Origin of the sequence: Arthrobacter sp. Br18 (assembly GCF_000520555.1) — a bacterium.
Classification (GTDB): Bacteria; Actinomycetota; Actinomycetes; order Actinomycetales; family Micrococcaceae; genus Arthrobacter_D.
Genome location: NZ_KI914885.1, coordinates 73520 through 90846, shown reverse-complemented (window position 1 = coordinate 90846; position 17327 = coordinate 73520). Strand labels below are relative to the sequence as shown.

The window sequence follows — 17327 nt, the reverse complement described above, 5'->3', positions numbered from 1 at the left end:
CGACGACGACGACCCGCCGCGCGCTCGGCATCCACTCGCCCCTCGCCTCGGCCATCTCCGACGTCGCCGCCGCGCGCCGCGACTACATGGACGAATCCGGCGGCCGCTACGTGCACGTCATCGCCGACGGAGGCATGGGTGCCAGCGGCGATATCGTCAAGGCGATCGCCATGGGCGCTGACGCCGTCATGCTCGGCTCCGCGCTTGCCCGCGCCGAGGAGGCGCCCGGAAAGGGCTGGCACTGGGGGCAGGAAGCGCACCACGCGGAACTTCCCCGCGGCGACCGGGTGAGGATCGGCACCGTCGGTCCCCTCAAGGAAGTGCTGTGGGGCCCGTCCCACCACACGGACGGAACCTCCAATGTGATCGGCGCGCTGCGCCGCGCGATGGCGACCACCGGATACTCGGACCTCAAGGAGTTCCAGCGGGTCGAGGTAGTGCTCTCACCCTATGTCTCCAACGACTGACGCAAGCGCGTGATTGGCCTAGAGTTGGATGAGGCAGGACGGCAGGATCCACCCCAACGAAGGGTCACGACCATGGCATCTGGTGCACTCAGTCCACAGAACCGCGAAGAAGCAATCGCCGCGCTGAAAGCCACGAGCGGGCCGGGCCGGGAACTGGACATCCTGATCGTCGGGGGCGGGGTGGTGGGAGTCGGTTCGGCGCTCGACGCCGCGACCCGTGGCCTGACCACCGGAATCGTCGAGGCGCGCGATTGGTCCTCGGGAACGTCGTCGCGCTCGTCGAAGCTCATCCACGGTGGCCTGCGCTACCTGGAGATGCTCGACTTCGCCCTGGTCCAGGAAGCGCTCAAGGAGCGCGGGCTCCTGATCCAGCGGATCGCTCCGCACCTGGTGCGGCCCGTGCCGTTCCTCTACCCCCTGACCAAGCGGTTCGTCGAGCGCCCCTACGTGGGTGCCGGCATCGCCCTGTACGACGCCATGAGCATGTCCGGCGGCAACTCCAGGGGCGTGCCGTTCCACAAGCACCTCAGCCGGAAGGGAACCCTCCGTGCGGCACCGAGCCTCAAGGACGACGCCATGGTGGGCTCCATCCGCTACTACGACGCCCAGGTCGACGACGCGCGGTACGTCGTCAACATGGTGCGTACCGCCTCGCACTACGGGGCGAAGGCCGCCAACCGGGTGAGCGTGGTGGACTTCCTGCGCGAGGGGGAGCGGGTGGTCGGCGCCCGGGTCAAGGACCACGAAACCGGCGAGGAATTCAGCATCCGCGCGAAGCAGGTGGTCAATGCCACCGGCGTCTGGACCGACGAGACGCAGGCCATGGTCACCGACCGCGGCCAGATGAAGGTCCGGGCATCGAAGGGAATCCACCTCGTGGTGCCGCGTGACCGGTTCCAGTCGACCGTGGGCCTGATCCTTCGCACCGAGAAGTCCGTGCTGTTCGTGATCCCCTGGGGCCGCCACTGGATCATCGGCACCACCGACACCGACTGGCACCTCGACAAGGCCCACCCGGCCGCCACCTCGAAGGACATCGACTACGTGCTCGAACACGTGAACCGTGTCCTGAAACGGCCACTGACCCGTGAGGACGTCGAGGGTGTCTACGCGGGCCTCCGGCCGCTCCTCGCCGGCGAGAACGACTCGACCGCGAAGCTCTCGCGGGAACACGTCGTCGCCCACCCCGTCCCCGGGCTCGTGGTGGTTGCCGGCGGAAAGTGGACCACCTACCGGGTCATGGCCAAGGACGCCGTCGACGAGGCGACGCGGGCACTCGACGAGCGGGTCCCCGAGAGCGTCACCGAATCGGTTCCGCTGCTCGGCGCCGATGGCTACAAGGCGGCGTGGAATGCCCGTGGCAATATGGCCGACGACGCCGGCGTGCATGTTGCGCGGGTGGAACACCTGCTGCAGCGCTATGGAACGCAGGCCGCCGAGGTGCTGTCCCTCATCAAGGAGGACCGCACGCTGGGCGAGCCCTTGCCCGGCGCCGACGATTATCTGGGTGCCGAGGTGGTCTTCGCCGTCACGCACGAGGGCGCCCGGCACATCGACGATGTCCTCACGCGACGGACCCGCATCTCCATCGAGGCCTGGGACCGCGGCGTGTCGGCCGCGCCCGTCGTCGCCGACCTGATGGGGCCGATCCTGGCCTGGAGCGACGAGCAGGTGGACCGCGAGGTGAAGCACTACGTGGCGCGCGTCGAAGCTGAACGCCTGAGCCAGGAACAGCCCGACGACGAATCGGCGGACAGTGCGCGCCTTGGAGTGGCGGATATTGTCCCGCTCAGATAGGAAACTCCCGAATCGTCCAGGACACCCTGCTGGACAGGAAGGCCGAACGTGAGTGTGCTTCCCCTCGACCTGCACGACGCCGAACTGACCACTCCCGACATGGTGATCCTCGAGATGGTGGCGGCGAGCCGACAGGATGCCTCAGCGCAGCTGGCTGCCCGCATGCACGCCGGCGGCCGGATCTCGGATCTGGCCGCCTTCCTCGACCAGGTAAGCTCCCGCGAACACCAGATGGCCACCGGCCTGCCCGGAGGCGTGGGTCTGCCCCACGCCCGCAGTGAATATGTCAACCGGACCTCGATCGCCGTGGGCGTCACGAAATTCGGCCACAGCCTGGATTTCGGCGCCGTGGATGGACCCGCCACCCTCGTCCTGCTCATGGCGACGCCTGCCCAGTCGTTCTCCGAGCACCTCGAGGTCCTCGCGACCATCGCGCGGAGCCTGTTCAAGGAGAACTTCCGCGAGTCGCTGAGGAGGGCGCACGACGCCGAAGTGATCGCCGAGCTGATCAACTCCTCGCTCGTGTTCCACAACCACTGACGATCCGGCTGACAGACCCCTGCGGCCACCTGGTCCGCCCGGATGCAGCCCTGCCGCTACTCGGTCCGCCAGGAACGCCACAGCGACGCGTAGGCGCCGTCGAGCGCGATCAGCTCGTCGTGGGAGCCGAGCTCGATGATGTGGCCGTCCTCCACCACGGCCACGCGGTCGGCGTCGTGCGCGGTATGCAGCCGGTGTGCGATGGCGATCACGGTGCGGCCCTCGAGCACGGCGCTCAACGAGCGCTCGAGGTCGCGGGCCGCCTGGGGGTCGATCAGCGAGGTGGCCTCGTCGAGGACGAGCGTGTGCGGATCGGCCAGCACCAGGCGGGCGAGCGCGAGCTCCTGGGCCTGCGCCGGAGTGAGCTCCAGGGCCCCCGATCCCACTTCGGTCTCCAGGCCCTCGGGGAGGGCCAGCGCCCAGGCGAGCGCGCCGACGTCGTCCAGTGCCTCGGCCAGTTCGCCGGCGGTGGCGGACGCGCGGCCGAGGCGCACGTTGTCGGCCAGCGAACCCACGAAGACGTGGTGTTCCTGTGTCACGAGGGCAACCTCCCGGCGGAGCTGATCCAGGGGCAGGTCGACGAGCGGGACACCTCCTACCGTGACGGAGCCGGTGGTGGGGGGATGGATGCCGGCGATCAGCCGGCCCAGTGTCGACTTTCCGGCTCCCGACGGTCCCACCACGGCGAGGCGCTCACCACGCTTCAGCGAGAGGTCGATGCCGTGCAGGACGTCGTGGCCCGGCCGATAGGCGTAGGTCACCGACGAGACGAGGATGTCCTCATTGTCCGGCACGGCGTCCGTCGCTTCGCGGTCCGGAGGCACGTCCTTCACACCGATGATGCGCGCGAGTGACGCCGCCCCCACCTGGATCTCATCGGTCCACATGATCAGCAGGTCCACGGGGTCGATCAGCCGGACGGCGAAGAGTGCGACGGCGGCTACCGCCCCGGGGGTGACGACATCGTTTGCGGTGAGCCACCCGCCCCACAGGAGGACCGCCGCGACGGGAAGCCAGAACGCCAGGTCGGCCGCGGGGAACAGCACTGAGCGCAGCCACAGGGTGTAGCGCTCCACACCGTAGCTGACCTTCAGCGCGTCATTCATGCTCTGCCGTCGGATCCCTCCGAGGCGAAGGGCGTCCACGGTGCGCGCGCCCTCGACGGTCTCGGTGATCGTGCCGTTGACCACGGCATACGACGCCCGTTCCCGCTGGTAGCCCGCCGAGCTGCGCCTGAGGTACCAGCGGGTCACCGGATACAGCAGCGGGACCCCGATTAGCAGGGCCACCGACAGCACCGGAGACGTGAGGATCGCGATGCCCACGGTCAGGACGATGGTGACCGCCGAAACCACCACCTGCGGCACGCCGAAGCGCACGGTGTGCGAGACCGCATCGATGTCATTGGTGGTGCGGGCCACCAGGTCACCGGTCCCGGCCTTCTCCACGGTGGACAGCGGCAGCGCGGTGACCTGCTCCAGGAAGTCCTCGCGGAGCTCTGCGAACACCCGCTCGCCGAAGACCATGCCGGAGCGCACGGCGAAGCGCCGCAGCACCGACTGCACCGTGAGGAAGCCCAGCATGGACAGGGACACCGCGGCGACATAATCGCCGGTGGTGCCGTCCGTGACGGCGTCCACCAGCGCGCCGAGCAGCAGCGGTCCGGCCAGTCCCGCCACCGCAGAGCCGACGTACAGCGCGATCACGCCCGTCAGGGCCCTGCGGTGCCGTCGGATGAGGCGCCGGGCTTCAGCGCGCACCGTCGCCGGCGAGGCGACCGGCAACTTGCCCTGGGCCGGCGTGGCCCTGCCATCGGCGGTTGTCGCCGTCCCGGTCGCCGTTCCTGACCCTGTCTCCGTCCCCGGTTCTGTTCCTGTCTCCGTTGCTGACTCACTCACTTCGGATCACCACATCCCGGTATGCCCTGTTGTTCGCCATCAGTTCCGAATGCGTGCCCTCGGCCCGGACCCGGCCAGCGTCGAGGAACACCACGGTGTCCATCACCCCGAGCAGGAGGGGGCTGGCGGTGACGACGACGGTCGTTCGATCACGACGCCCCCGAATGTGCTGGAGGCGCGCAGCAATGCGAGCCTCGGTGTGGGCGTCCACGGCACTTGTGGGTTCGACGAGGACGAGCGTTTCCGCGTCGGTCAGGAACGCCCGGGCGAGGATCAGGCGCTGGCGCTGGCCACCCGAGAAGCCGCGGCCGCGTTCGGTGACTTCAGAGTCCAGGCCGTCATCGATCCCGTCGAGGATGTCGAGCGCACTTGCGGCGTCGAGGGCACCGAGCACTGCGGCGTCGTCGTGGGTTCCGTGCGGATCGAGCTGGGAGCGCAACGAACCGGTGAACAACTGCGGGCTGGCCTCGCTGACCACGATCCTGCTGCGGATCTCGGGAATGGCCACGTGCCGCAGGTCGGCCGTACCCCACCGCACTTCCGCTTCCTCCAGGACCCGGTCCTCGAAGCGGCCGAGGCGGCTTGCCACCTCGGCCGATGCTCCGGAATCCGCTGACACCAGTGCCGTGATGAGCCCCGGCCGGATGGTCAGGCCGGTACTCACGTCGACGAGGATGGAGCCCGACGGCGGCGCAACCAGCGTAGAGCCTTCGTTCGACACGTTCGGCTCCACCCGGAGCACCGCGATGATCTTCCGGGCTCCCACATGGGCCCGGATGAACCGGGCCACGGAATCAGCGGCCGCCCGGATCGGGGTGACGAGGAAAATCGAAAAGCCGTAGAGCGCCACCAGTTCGCCGGGACTGATGGCACCCTCGATGGCGAGGTTTGCCCCGACCCAGGTGAAAATCACGCTGAAGGTGCCGGCAATGAACACCTGGGATGCTTCAAGATCCGCCAGTGAGCGCGCTACCCGGATTCCTGCATCGCGGGTTGCGGCCGACTTCCCGCGGTAGCGGTTGACAAAGATGGATTCGCCGCCGATTCCGCGAAGGACCCGCAGGCCGGCCACGGTGTCGGCGCCCACCGCCGTCATCCGGCCCGCTGCCTCGCGCTGCTCGCGCTGCCTCACCTGCATCGGCTTCACCACGAACAGCAGCAGTGCGCAGCAGATCGGCACTCCGACGAGCACCAGGAGAGCCAGCACGTCCGAGGTCTGCCAGATCAGGACGGTGACGACCAGCCAGGCCGCGACCGCTCCTGCAAGGCGCGACAGGACTTCGTAGAATTCGCCCAGCCGGAAGACATCGGATGCGGCGGTCGACACCACTTCGCCCGTCGCGATGGAAGCCGGCAGTGCCTCACCGGTCCGCGTGATCTTGTGGCCGACCAGCTGGGCGGATCGGAAAGCCGACTGCATCCAGCTGCTCACTGCTGCCCGGTGACTCCCGGTATCCGCCGCGGCCTGGACCACCATGAGCACGAGCAGCCAGAGGACCCACGAGAGAAGTGCGGACATGTCCCCGGCGAGGACTCCCTCATCGATGGCGCGGCCGAGGAGGAAGGGCATGGCGGCCTGCGCCGCCATCCAGATGGAACCCAGGCAAATCCCGGCGCACAGGGTTGCCTTCTGCTTCGAGGCAAGCCACACGAGGTACCGGGTGGGCGAAGCGGTGTCGGGGGGACCGGAGTCGGGGTAGGGGAAGACGCGCACGAGAGCCAATCCTAGACGCCTTCGCGCATGAGCGATAGAGGTTTCCCAATCACTTGTGGCAGCTGCTGACGGCTGAACCATTCGTTGTTCTACATGCGCACGAAGTATCTTTAAGGAGTGTTGAAGACCGCCCTCAAGCCCCGCTGGATCCTTTTGTTGATCCTCGCGATGGCGATTGCCTCGGTCTTCGTGCTGCTGAGCGAATGGCAGTTGTCATCGTCACGCAATGACGGCCCGCCTGCTCCCGCCGCTACCGAGTCCGTCCGGCCGCTGACCGAGGTCTTCTCGCCCGGAGTGCCGCTGGGGGCTGCAACAGCCGACCAGATCGTGTCATTCGACGGGGAATTCGTGCCGGACACACAGATCCTGATTCAGGACCGGGTGCGTGAGGGGGACACGGGACTGTGGGTGGTGCGTGCCTTCGAGGTAGACGGCGCCCCCGCGGCCACCGACCCCGCGGTCGATGATCCAGCGGTTGATGGTCCGGCGGTCGATGACCCCGCGGGCGCAGCGGACACTGCCGCCGTCATCCCGGTGGTGCTCGGCTGGGTCCCGACAGCGGATGCCGCGGACGGCGTGGAGGCCCCCGAGGGACCGGCGCGGGTCGAGGGCAGGCTCCTTCCGGGTGAAGGCCCCGTGGCCCAGCGCACCGTTGAGAACCAGGTGCCCACCCTTGCGACGGCGGAACTCACCAACATCTGGGACCGGCCGTCCTACTCCGCGTTCGTGGCGTCCAGCGAAATCACCCAGGGCGGCGCCGTCGTGCCCGTTCAGGCTCCGCTCGAAACCGTCGTCGTCGGCCCTCAGCCGCAGGACACGCCCCTCAACTGGCTGAACATCTTCTACGCCGTCGAATGGTTCGTGTTCGCCGGTTTCGCCTTCTTCCTCTGGTGGCGCCTGGTGGCGGACGATCACCGCAGGAGCCTCGAGGACGCTGCAGACGCAGCAGACGCGGCGAACGATACCGATGTGGACGAGGCAGACGCGGCAGACGCGGCGAACCTTACTGATGCAGCTACGGCGAACGATACCAATGGAGACGCGGGCCCGGAGCAACCGGTCCTGACCGCAGCGACACCCGAGCAAAGTGGAACCAGGAAGTGGAATCAAGAGTGAATGACCGCGTAACCGCAGGGAAAGCCGCGCAGCAGCAATCGGGCAAGTCCGTGACCACAACCCCGAAGAAACGGCGCTTCGGCGGCACGCATGCGCAGATCCGGTCCGCGCTGGGCTTTTATCGGGTGCTCGCGTACGCCACGGGTGTCATGCTGCTCCTCGTCGTCGTCGAGATGATCGCGAAGTACGGCTACGGTGCGGAAATAGTTGCCGGGGGAGGATCGGCCCTGCAACTCCTCCCGGAAGCGGAGGCCGACCTGTCCACAGGGTTCAACCTCTCCACGGCGGTCCTGATCGTGCACGGCTGGCTCTACGTGGTGTACCTGATCGCGGATTTCCGGCTGTGGCAGTTCCTGCGGTGGCCGTTCAGCCGGTTCGTGCTCATTGCGCTGGGCGGGGTGGTTCCACTGCTCTCCTTCGTCGTTGAGAAGCGGATCCACCGGCAGGCAGAGGCCGACCTCGCCGCCCACCCGGAAGCCGCCGCGCGGTACTGAGCTGAAGGCTCCGCGAGGTGCGGCGCGCCCCCCATCCCGACTATTGTTGATGGGTGACTACCCCCGAGCCTGCCCCTGAACACCGCCCGGTCCTTGTCGTCGACTACGGTGCCCAGTATGCCCAGCTCATTGCGCGGCGGGTGCGTGAGGCCGACGTCTACTCCGAGATCGTGCCCCATACCCTGAGCACCGAACAGATCCTCGCGAAGAACCCCGTGGCGATCATCCTGTCCGGCGGCCCGTCGAGCGTGTACGCCGACGGCGCCCCGCGCGTGGAACCCGGACTCTTCGATGCCGGCGTGCCGGTCCTTGGCATCTGCTACGGATTCCAGGCGATGGCCGCCGCTCTCGGCGGCACCGTGGCGAAGACCGGCTTGCGCGAGTACGGGTCCACCGACGTCTCCTCCTCCGGGGCGGCCCGCTCCATCCTCGAGGGCACACCCGAGCACCAGAACGCGTGGATGAGCCACGGCGACAGTGTCCAGGCGGCCCCCGACGGGTTCGACGTCCTGGCCAGCACGGCCGGCGCCCCGGTGGCGGCGTTCGCCCACGAGGGCAGGGGCCTGTACGGGGTGCAGTGGCATCCCGAGGTGAAGCACTCCCGGCACGGCCAGCAGGTGCTGGAGAACTTCCTCTTCAAGGGCGCCCGGCTGCACCCGAACTGGACCACCCGGGACATCCTCGAGGAGCAGGTCGAGCGCATCCGTGAGCAGATCGGCGACGCCCGGGTAATCTGCGGGCTGTCGGGCGGCGTCGACTCCGCCGTTGCCGCAGCACTGGTGCAGCGTGCCGTGGGGGATCAGCTCACCTGCGTCTTCGTGGACCACGGACTGCTGCGCGAGGGAGAGGCCGAGCAGGTGGAGCGGGACTTCGTCGCTGCCACCGGCGTGAAGCTCCACGTTGCCAACGAGCAGGAACGCTTCCTCGACGCGCTCGCCGGCGTGTCGGATCCGGAGACCAAGCGGAAGATCATCGGCCGCGAGTTCATCCGTGCCTTCGAGGAGGCCGAGCGCGCCATCATGTCCGAGGCCGAAGCCCACGGAGAGAAGATCCGGTTCCTGGTGCAGGGGACCCTCTACCCCGACGTCGTGGAGTCCGGAGGCGGCGAGGGAGCCGCGAACATCAAGAGCCACCACAACGTGGGAGGGCTCCCGGAGGACCTGCAGTTCGAGCTCGTCGAGCCGCTGCGCACCCTCTTCAAGGACGAGGTGCGGGCGGTTGGAGCGCAGCTCGGCCTGCCCGCCGAGATCGTCGGCCGCCAGCCGTTCCCCGGTCCGGGGCTTGGCATCCGGATCGTGGGCGACGTGACGCGGGAGCGCCTGGAACTCCTGCGGAAAGCCGACGCCATCGCGAGGGCGGAACTCACTGCCGCGGGGCTCGACACCGAGGTCTGGCAGATGCCGGTGGTGCTCCTTGCCGATGTCCGCAGCGTGGGGGTGCAGGGCGATGGACGGACCTACGGCCACCCGATCGTGCTGCGTCCCGTCTCCAGTGAGGACGCCATGACCGCTGACTGGTCACGGCTGCCCTACGACCTCCTCGCCCGGATCTCGAACCGGATCACCAACGAGGTGGACGGCGTCAACCGGGTGGTCCTCGATGTCACCAGCAAGCCGCCGGGCACCATCGAGTGGGAATGAGCGGTTCGCGCTGAGTCGGCGCATTCCGCCGACCGGGGAAAACCGGGGAAGGTATCACGCGTTGCTATCCGACGCCCCGATGCCCCCATCGGATAGCTTGGAAGTTATGCCATTCGGGTCAGAATCAGTGCCAAACGATGCAGGGAAGAGGACAGTTGTGCCGGAGCAGGACCGTGGGGATTCGGCGGAGGATTTCCTGCTGCCGTGGCTGAATTCGTTGGGTCCGCAGGCAATTGGTGACACGCTGCTGCACTTCCGCCCGTCGGCCGGCACGAGCATCGACCTGACGCATGCACACCCCTCGGGGCTCGCCCAGCTCCTCGCCGGTCGGCGCACCCGGCTTTCGACGCTGCTTCGGGATCCGGTCCAGTACAACGCCGCAAAGGCCGCTGCCCGCGTGCTGCGAGCCAAGATCTTCGAACTCGGCACGGAGCGGGGCATCGACGTCGGGCACCTCGCCGCGGGAACGGCGTCCTGGCGGTCCGTGGACGACGCCGGGAGGTCCGAGACCCTCAACGCTCCGGTGTTGCTGACCGCTGTGTCGCTCACAGTCCATTCATCCCAGGACGACTACGAACTGCAGATCGTCGAGCAGGCCCGGATAAATCCGGCGCTCGTCCGGCACCTGCGGACCGTCCAGGGGATCGACGTCGAGCCCGAGGCCCTGGCTCGGCTGGCCTACGGCACCGCCCGCTTCGACCCTTATCCCGTGCTGGAGCGCCTTCGCCAGCTGGCGGACGGCGTGCGGGGCATGTCGGTGGAGCACCGGATCCTGGTATCGACCTTCGCCGACCTGGCAACGATCTCCGACGACCCTGCGGTGCATCCCGGCCACCCGGTCCTTGCCGCACTGGTCGCTGCCGTCCAGGAAGGCGGCATCGGCGGCGACGCGGCACCTGCGTTCACCGCGGCGGCGGGTTTCCCTCCCATCGATGAGCGATCCCCCGGGGATGAACTGCTCATTCTCGACGCCGACAGCGCCCAGCAGGAAGTGCTCGATCAGGTTGGTGCCGGCACCTCACTGGTGGTCTCCACACCTCCCGGGACGGGCCAGACCCAGACGGCGCTGAATGCCGCAGCGCTCCTGGCGTCGCAGGGCAAGCGCGTGCTGGTCGTGGCCGAGCGCCGCGGAACGCTCAATGAATTCGTGCAGGATCTCGATGCCCTCGGGCTTGGCTCCCTGGTTCTCCAGGTCGGCGAGAATGTGCCCGCCGGGCAGTTGAAGGACGCGGTGGTCCGCGCCATCGTCCGTAACGAAAAGGCCGCGGAGCCGTCGCTGGACAGCCTGCACCAGACCGTGGTGGGGCACCGGCACCAGCTCCTCGAGCATGTTCAGTCCCTGCATAACATCCGCAGCCGCTGGGCCTGCTCCCCGTACCAGGCGATGCAGTCCCTCGCCGGATTGACCGCCCTCGATCCCGCACCGTCCACCACGGTCCGCTTGAGGCGCAGTGTTCTCGACAGCATTCCCGATCGGGTGGAGCTGACGTCCAGGCTGCACCGCGCAGCGGAGCTCGGCAGCTTCAGCAAGGCAGCCACCAGGAGTCCCTGGTATGGCGCGCAGCTGTTCAACCGCACCGAGACCGAGCACGCCTACGAGCTTTCAGCAGGGCTCGCCAGGGACATTCCGGAGCTCAGGGCACGGGTGCTGCAGGTGGCTGACTACTCCCATATCGCGCCCGGGAAGACCTTCACGGCATGGGGTGAGCAGCTCGAGCTCCTGGTGGCGGTGCGTGCCAGTCTCGACAAGTTCACACCGGACATTTTCGACCGCCCGGTGACCGACCTCATTTCAGCGACGGCACCCTCGGCGTGGAGGCGTGAACACAGCGTCGAGATGAGTTCGATGACCCGTTCACGCCTCCGTCGGGTGGCCAAGGAGTACGTAAGGACCGGCGTGCACATTGCCGACCTCCACTCATCCCTCATCGATGTACAGCAGCAGCACACCCTCTGGGCGCGCTATGCGACGACGGAGCGGCATCCGTCGGTACCCACAGGCCTTGCGGAGATCAACAGCTCCTACCGGGCAGTGCAGTCGCGCCTTTCGGAGCTGACCGGGATCCTGCGGGGCACACAGGCCAGCCCCGAGCTTCCTGCCTGCGGGCTCGACGACCTGGAGCGCATCCTCGCCGAACTCGTCGCCGACAAAGCAACGCTTCAGACCCTGCCGGAGCGCACCTTGCTCCTGAAGGAGATGCGCGAGCGCGGCCTGGGCGACCTCCTCGACGACCTCGCGGAGCGGGAAGTGGACGCCGCTGAAGTAGGTTCCGAGCTCGAGCTGGCCTGGTGGCAATCGGCTCTCGAGGCGATGATCAGCGGGGACGACTACCTGGCCATGTCCGACGGCGACAGCCTCCGCCAGCTCGAGGCCGAGTACCGGCTGGCCGACAGTGCGCATATCTCCTCAGGAGCGGCCCGGCTGCGCTGGAGCCAGGCACGGCGCTGGAAGGCTGCCATCGCCGCGCACCCGGAGGACGCCGAACACCTCCGAACCCGCCTTCGGGAGGACTCCCTCACCCTTGACAGCCTCGCGAATCTCCCAGCGGCACTGGTGGCATCGCTGTTGCCGGTGTGGACCGTGAGCCCGTTGCTTGCTCCGGCGGTTCTTCCTGCCGATGTGGGATTCGACGCTGTCCTGGTGCTGGACGGCGAGTCCGTTTCGCTGCAGAGTGCCGTGCCCTCCGTTGCGCGTTCCCGGCAGCTGGTCGTGTTCGGTGACGAGCAGCTGGCAGTACCGAGCCGCTTCAGTATCGAGATCGAGTCCTCGAACCGGCCGGCTGCCTCCGAGCCGCTGCCCAGCGTGCTCGGTGCTTTCAGCGGCATCCTGCCGGCCCGCGGACTTACGGAGGTTTACCGGGCGGTGGACAGGAGCCTGGGGGATTCCCTCAGCGAATCGTTCTACGAGGGGAAGCTTTCCCGTTTGCCGCAGGCTTCCGAAATCACCGGGTTCGACCGTGGGCTGGTGGTCGAGTACCTGCCGAATGGTACGGGGATGCCACGGTCCGACGACGACGGCGTGGAGAGCGTGGCGGTGGAGGTGAACCGTGCAGTGGACCTGGTCTTCGAACACATCCGGCACCGTCCGGGTTCCTCGCTGGCCGTCATCACCGCGAGCTCACGCCATGCCGCGCGGGTGGGCGAGGCGATCCGTCTCCAGATAGCGGATTATCCGTGGGCCGCCGGTTTCTTCGCTCCCGGACGTGAATCCTTCCGGGTGGTTCCCATCGAGCGGGCCGCAGGCCTCGTGCGTGATGACATCATCTTCTCGTTGGGCTTCGGCCGCACTCCGCACGGCAGGGCGCTTCATGGCTTCGGGCCACTCTCGGCTCCCAACGGCCGGCAGCATTTCGTCCTGGCCATGACGCGTGCCCGGCGCCGGCTGCACGTCCTCACCTGCTTCCAGCCGGCCGATCTCGATCCGACACGGCTGGCGGCTGGAGCCGTGGACTTTTTCGAGCTTCTGCAGCGTGAATTGGGAGAGCCGGCGGAGCCGCGGCCCACACGCTCGAGCCCGTCGAATGCGGATCCGTTGGTGGCCGACCTCGTGGACCGGCTGCACCGTCGGGGTGCCGACGTGCGGGACCATTACGACGGGGTCCTCGATATCGCCGCAGTGAGGCCGGTAGCCGACACCCGTGCGGGCGGCCAGTCCGGTGAGCAGACCGACAGGGTTGCCCTCGCGGTCGAGTCGGACGGAACCGCCCGATACGGGAACCGAACGGTCCGTGAACGCAGCCGGTTGCGGCCGCAGTTCATGGAGCGCCTGGGGTGGCACTACATGCCGCTGTGGACCATCGAGGTGTTCACTGATCCGGATGGCTGCGCCCAGCGGGCTGCAGACGTCCTCGGGCTCGCCCCCGTCGAACAGTCAGGACAATCACGGACGAGCAGATCGGGGACTCCCGCCGATCCGCAGGACGCACTGCTTCCCGCCCTCGCGGCCGAGGACGACGCTCGGCAGTGGGGCGACCGCGTCGAGGACAGGGACAGCTGGCTGAGGGAGCAGCGTCCGCCGCACTGGGACTAGCCTCACCACCATTGCCGACAGCCTCTCTTCACCGCTGCCGTGCAGGACCATCCCAAGTCGGTCTTCGCGAAGGTGGGCGTCAACAGTCGGAGCGGCTGGTAGCCGCTCCACTCACGGGCGGCTGCGCGTCACCGTCAGCGGTGCGCTCGAGAACGTCGATAGGAGTGCAGAGGCTCTAACCCCCGCCGGTAAGGACCAGGTAGACCTCGCCGGAGCTCGCAGAGCCCGCGAGGGCTGCGGCGTCCTCTGGCGGGGCGGCCACCACCACCAGCCCCGCCTGCGGATCGGCGCCGGACCAGCCCTGGTCCGTGCCGGGCGCCGACCGCCACAGCACGGGCACCCCGCTGGCCAGGACCCGGGTCTCCGAGGCGACGTCGTATCCGTTGCCCGTGGTGAGCACGACATCGACCAGCTGCCCCGGCGCCAGAAGCTGGACCGTCGATTCGTCGGCCGGACGCAGCGGCACCGCAACGGTACCCGGCGGGGTTCCCGCGAGGAGCCCCGTGCCCAGCAGTGCCGTATCGGTCACGATGTCGCCCTTGCGCAGCGGAGTGGCCGACCGTTGGCCGAGTAGGGGTTCCACGGCAAGGAACGCGGTGGCGGGAAGCACGTCGGGGGGTATCTCCCGCGGCACGAGATGCGCCGCCGTCAGGACCGTACCCACCGGAACGTCGATGGCGGCCGCAATGACCGTCGTCGTGCCATTGGAGTTCTGCAGAAGAGCCTCAACGCCCACTCCGGCGGCTGCGCACAGCAGCAGTGCAGCGACCACACGCCGGTGCAGGAGGACCAGGCGCCGCAACGGCACGGCGCTGCTGGAGCGGCGATCCAGTTTTCCGGATGGGTGCATGAATCCACGCTAGGGCCGCCCGGCATTCAGGGGCGTTCCATCACAGCTATGTGGACAAGGCAGACTGGACCCCGGGCTGAACTGCTAGGAGGCTTTCTGCCCGGCGGAAACCGGAGTCTTTGCACCCGTCCGGCCGGCGGCCGCGGGAGAAGCGCTTGGTGTCCCGTTTCCCGATGCAGTTGAGGACGATGCCGCGGGGGATGCGGGAGCCACAGGCTTGCCCGCTTCCTTCGCGTCAATGGACCCGGAAGTGGGGGAAGCGGCCCCTGCGTCCGACGAGGATTTCGTGTCGCGTGAGTCGTTGCGGTAGAACCCGGATCCCTTGAAGACCACGCCGACGCTGTTGAACTTCTTCCGCAGGGCTCCGGAGCACTCGGGGCAGACTGTCAGCGAGTCGTCGGAGAAGGACTGCTGGATGTCGAAGGCATGGATGCAATCCTTGCAGGCGTAGGCATATGTGGGCACGGGTCCTCCTGGGCGGTCTTCGGGTGGCCTGTGGGCTTCCCGAATCCGCTGGATCCGGGAACCGGTTTAGCACTCTACACGGGCGAGTGCCAAGTCTACACCTCCCGCGCGGCACCTTCCAGCCGCCGGAAATCGATGTGGCGTGACGGCGTGAAGACCGCCGGAAGCGGCACGTCGAACGGCTCTACCGGAAATGCGCCCTCGGGGAGCAGTTCGTGGTCGTAGACCACTCCCGCCAATTCGGCGCGGGGGTTGCTCCCACTCAATCCTGCAAGCATCCGGTCATAGTACCCACCGCCCTGGCCGATCCGGTTGCCGCAGCGGTCGATCGCCAGGGCGGGAACGAGGATCAGGCGCAGGTCCGGCAGCGCGTCCACCGGACGCCGCGGTCCGACCGGCTCGAGCAGGGGGCCGTAGCGCGACTTCTCCACAGGGGCATCAGGGGACCAGTCGACCCAGCTGAGCCGGCGCTCCGCCTCGCACACCGGAACCACGATGGGGTGGCCTGCTGCATGCAGGAGGAAGAGCAGGTCCACCACAGGCGGCTCGGGCGGAATGGCAAGGTAGCCGGCCACCAGCACCTTGCCCGAAGCGGCAGTGCCGTCGAGATGCTCGAGGACCGTGGCGGCCAGGTGCCGGGCCAGTGTTCCGCGCTCGGAAGCGGACAGTGCCCGGCGACGGGCACGGAGCGCTGTGCGGGCCGCGGCTTTGCTGTCCCATTTCTCCAAGGCGATGCTCACTTTTCCATTCTGTACGTCATCGATGGAATCACCGCACCATTATGTAGTGTGGGTGCCATGACCTCGCGAACCACAGTCACCAAGGCCGTCATTCCAGCGGCAGGTCTTGGCACCCGCTTCCTCCCGGCAACGAAGGCGATGCCCAAGGAAATGCTCCCCGTCGTCGATAAACCTGCCATCCAGTACGTGGTGCAGGAGGCGGTCGACGCCGGACTGTCCGACGTCCTGATGATCACCGGGCGTAACAAGCGCGCCCTGGAGGATCATTTCGACCGCGTCCCCTTCATCGAGCAGACGCTCGAAGCCAAGGGCGACCTCGAGAAGCTTGCCGCGGTCCGCAGGCCCTCCGAACTCGGGGACATCCACTACCTCCGGCAGGGCGATCCGAAGGGGCTGGGGCACGCCGTGCTGCGGTCCAAGCTCCACGTGGGCAACGAGCCATTCGCAGTCCTCCTCGGCGATGACCTCATCGACGAACGCGATCCGCTCCTCGAGACGATGATCGCGGTACAGGCGAAGACCGGCGGGTCGGTGATCGCGCTGATCGAGGTCGATCCTGGGCAGATCAGCGCGTACGGGTGCGCGGACATCTCCGCCATCGAGGGCGAGGACTACGTCCGGGTCAACCAGCTGGTCGAGAAGCCGGCCGTCGACGAAGCGCCGTCGAACCTTGCCGTCATCGGCCGGTATGTGCTGCACCCGCGGGTGTTCGATGTCCTCGAGACCACAGGTCCGGGACGGGGTGGGGAGATCCAGTTGACGGATGCGCTTCAGACCCTCGCGGCCGCCGACGGCGAGGGTTCAGGAGTGTACGGCGTCGTGTTCCGCGGCCGTCGGTACGACACCGGGGACAAGTTGAGTTACCTGAAAGCCGTGGTGACCCTCGCCTCCGAACGCGAGGACCTGGGGCCCGACCTCTGCGCATGGATCAAGGAATTCAGCCGCGGCATCCCGAAGTAGCCCGCGGTGTGGTCGGCAGGGAACTGGCCGGTGACGCTCGCCGCGGGTGACATCGTGCTGCGGCCGGTCCGCCACCGCGACCGCCGGGAGTGGAGTGCGGTCCGGCAGCAGAACGTGCAGTGGCTGGCGCCCTGGGAGGCCTCGAACCCCGATCCCGGGGGATACCTGCCCAGCTATCACGAGATGGTCCGGGCCCTCTCACAGCAGGCCCGGGCCGGATCTGCGCTTCCCTTCGTCATCACGCAGCGACTGCAGGGCTCCGAGCCGCAGCTGGTAGGTCAGCTGACCGTCTCCGGGATCATTTACGGATCCGCCCGAACGGCAACTCTCGGGTATTGGGTCGATTCCCGTCAGGCAGGCCGGGGCATCGCTCCGACCGCTGTGGCGCTTGCGACCGATTATTGCTTCGGGGCCCTGGGCCTGCACCGTATGGAAGTCAACATCCGGCCCGAGAATTCAGCAAGCCTGCGCGTGGTGGAGAAGCTGGGTTTCCGGGACGAAGGACTCCGGCCGCGTTATCTTCACATTGCCGGCAGGTGGGCCGACCACCGCAGCTTCGCCCTGACCACCGAGGACGTGCCGGGAGGCCTGGTGAAGCCGTGGCTGGATCGGCAGG

Annotated in this window: 14 protein-coding genes; 9 read left to right on the top strand and 5 right to left on the bottom strand. The window is 67.8% G+C overall.

Features of this window, described 5'->3' with window-relative positions; all coding sequences use genetic code 11:
- The 3 genes from Y704_RS21560 to Y704_RS0114410 form a co-directional block, all read left to right on the top strand.
- Positions 1-467 (top strand): IMP dehydrogenase (locus tag Y704_RS21560; RefSeq protein ID WP_035772884.1); only part of this gene is annotated, 467 nt, incomplete at its 5' end.
- A 72-nt stretch (positions 468-539) separates the two neighbouring features.
- A complete protein-coding gene (locus Y704_RS0114415; RefSeq protein ID WP_026550638.1) occupies positions 540-2264 on the top strand; it encodes a glycerol-3-phosphate dehydrogenase/oxidase in 1725 nt (574 codons plus the stop codon).
- 48 nt (positions 2265-2312) lie between these two features.
- A complete protein-coding gene (locus Y704_RS0114410; RefSeq protein WP_275451070.1) occupies positions 2313-2804 on the top strand; it encodes a PTS sugar transporter subunit IIA in 492 nt (163 codons plus the stop codon).
- A gap of 56 nt (positions 2805-2860) precedes the next feature.
- On the opposite strand, the gene Y704_RS0114405 is transcribed toward Y704_RS0114410, so the two are convergent.
- Both Y704_RS0114405 and Y704_RS0114400 read right to left on the bottom strand, forming a co-directional pair.
- On the bottom strand, positions 2861-4564 hold the full coding sequence (locus tag Y704_RS0114405) for an ABC transporter ATP-binding protein (protein ID WP_253904360.1): 1704 nt from the start codon (positions 4562-4564) through the stop codon (positions 2861-2863).
- Positions 4565-4694: 130 nt separating this feature from the next.
- A complete protein-coding gene (locus Y704_RS0114400; protein WP_026550635.1) occupies positions 4695-6416 on the bottom strand; it encodes an ABC transporter transmembrane domain-containing protein in 1722 nt (573 codons plus the stop codon).
- 117 nt (positions 6417-6533) lie between these two features.
- Between Y704_RS0114400 and Y704_RS21555 the strand changes: the two genes are divergently transcribed.
- The 4 genes from Y704_RS21555 (at position 6534) to Y704_RS0114380 (ending at position 13696) form a co-directional block, all read left to right on the top strand.
- On the top strand, positions 6534-7532 hold the full coding sequence (locus tag Y704_RS21555; RefSeq protein ID WP_081747676.1) for an SURF1 family protein: 999 nt from the start codon (positions 6534-6536) through the stop codon (positions 7530-7532).
- A gap of 50 nt (positions 7533-7582) precedes the next feature.
- A complete protein-coding gene (locus Y704_RS0114390) occupies positions 7583-8026 on the top strand; it encodes a DUF3817 domain-containing protein (protein ID WP_051477154.1) in 444 nt (147 codons plus the stop codon).
- 53 nt (positions 8027-8079) lie between these two features.
- Positions 8080-9666 carry a glutamine-hydrolyzing GMP synthase gene (guaA, locus tag Y704_RS0114385; RefSeq protein ID WP_026550633.1) on the top strand — a complete coding sequence of 529 codons (1587 nt, stop codon included), beginning with the start codon at positions 8080-8082 and terminating at the stop codon, positions 9664-9666.
- A 157-nt stretch (positions 9667-9823) separates the two neighbouring features.
- Positions 9824-13696 (top strand): DUF4011 domain-containing protein, encoded by a 3873-nt coding sequence (locus Y704_RS0114380; RefSeq protein ID WP_026550632.1) that lies wholly within the window; start codon positions 9824-9826, stop codon positions 13694-13696.
- 175 nt (positions 13697-13871) lie between these two features.
- Here the strand turns inward: Y704_RS0114380 and Y704_RS0114375 are convergent, their stop codons facing one another.
- From Y704_RS0114375 to Y704_RS0114365, 3 genes are all read right to left on the bottom strand, one after another.
- A complete protein-coding gene (locus Y704_RS0114375; protein WP_051477121.1) occupies positions 13872-14546 on the bottom strand; it encodes an RcpC/CpaB family pilus assembly protein in 675 nt (224 codons plus the stop codon).
- 84 nt (positions 14547-14630) lie between these two features.
- Entirely contained in the window at positions 14631-15011 is a 381-nt protein-coding gene (locus tag Y704_RS0114370) for an FmdB family zinc ribbon protein (RefSeq protein ID WP_026550630.1), read from the bottom strand.
- 95 nt (positions 15012-15106) lie between these two features.
- The gene (locus Y704_RS0114365) at positions 15107-15751 is read right to left on the bottom strand and encodes a 5-formyltetrahydrofolate cyclo-ligase (protein ID WP_051477119.1); all 645 of its coding nucleotides are present in this window, start codon (positions 15749-15751) and stop codon (positions 15107-15109) included.
- 57 nt (positions 15752-15808) lie between these two features.
- Here Y704_RS0114365 and galU point away from each other — a divergent pair, with 57 nt between their 5' ends.
- Together galU and Y704_RS21550 are read left to right on the top strand one after the other, a co-directional pair.
- Complete coding sequence (galU, locus tag Y704_RS0114360) at positions 15809-16711, top strand: UTP--glucose-1-phosphate uridylyltransferase GalU (RefSeq protein ID WP_026550628.1); 903 nt, start codon at positions 15809-15811, stop codon at positions 16709-16711.
- Positions 16712-16717: 6 nt separating this feature from the next.
- The coding region (locus tag Y704_RS21550; RefSeq protein WP_081747674.1) for a GNAT family N-acetyltransferase at positions 16718-17327 on the top strand (610 nt) is incomplete at its 3' end.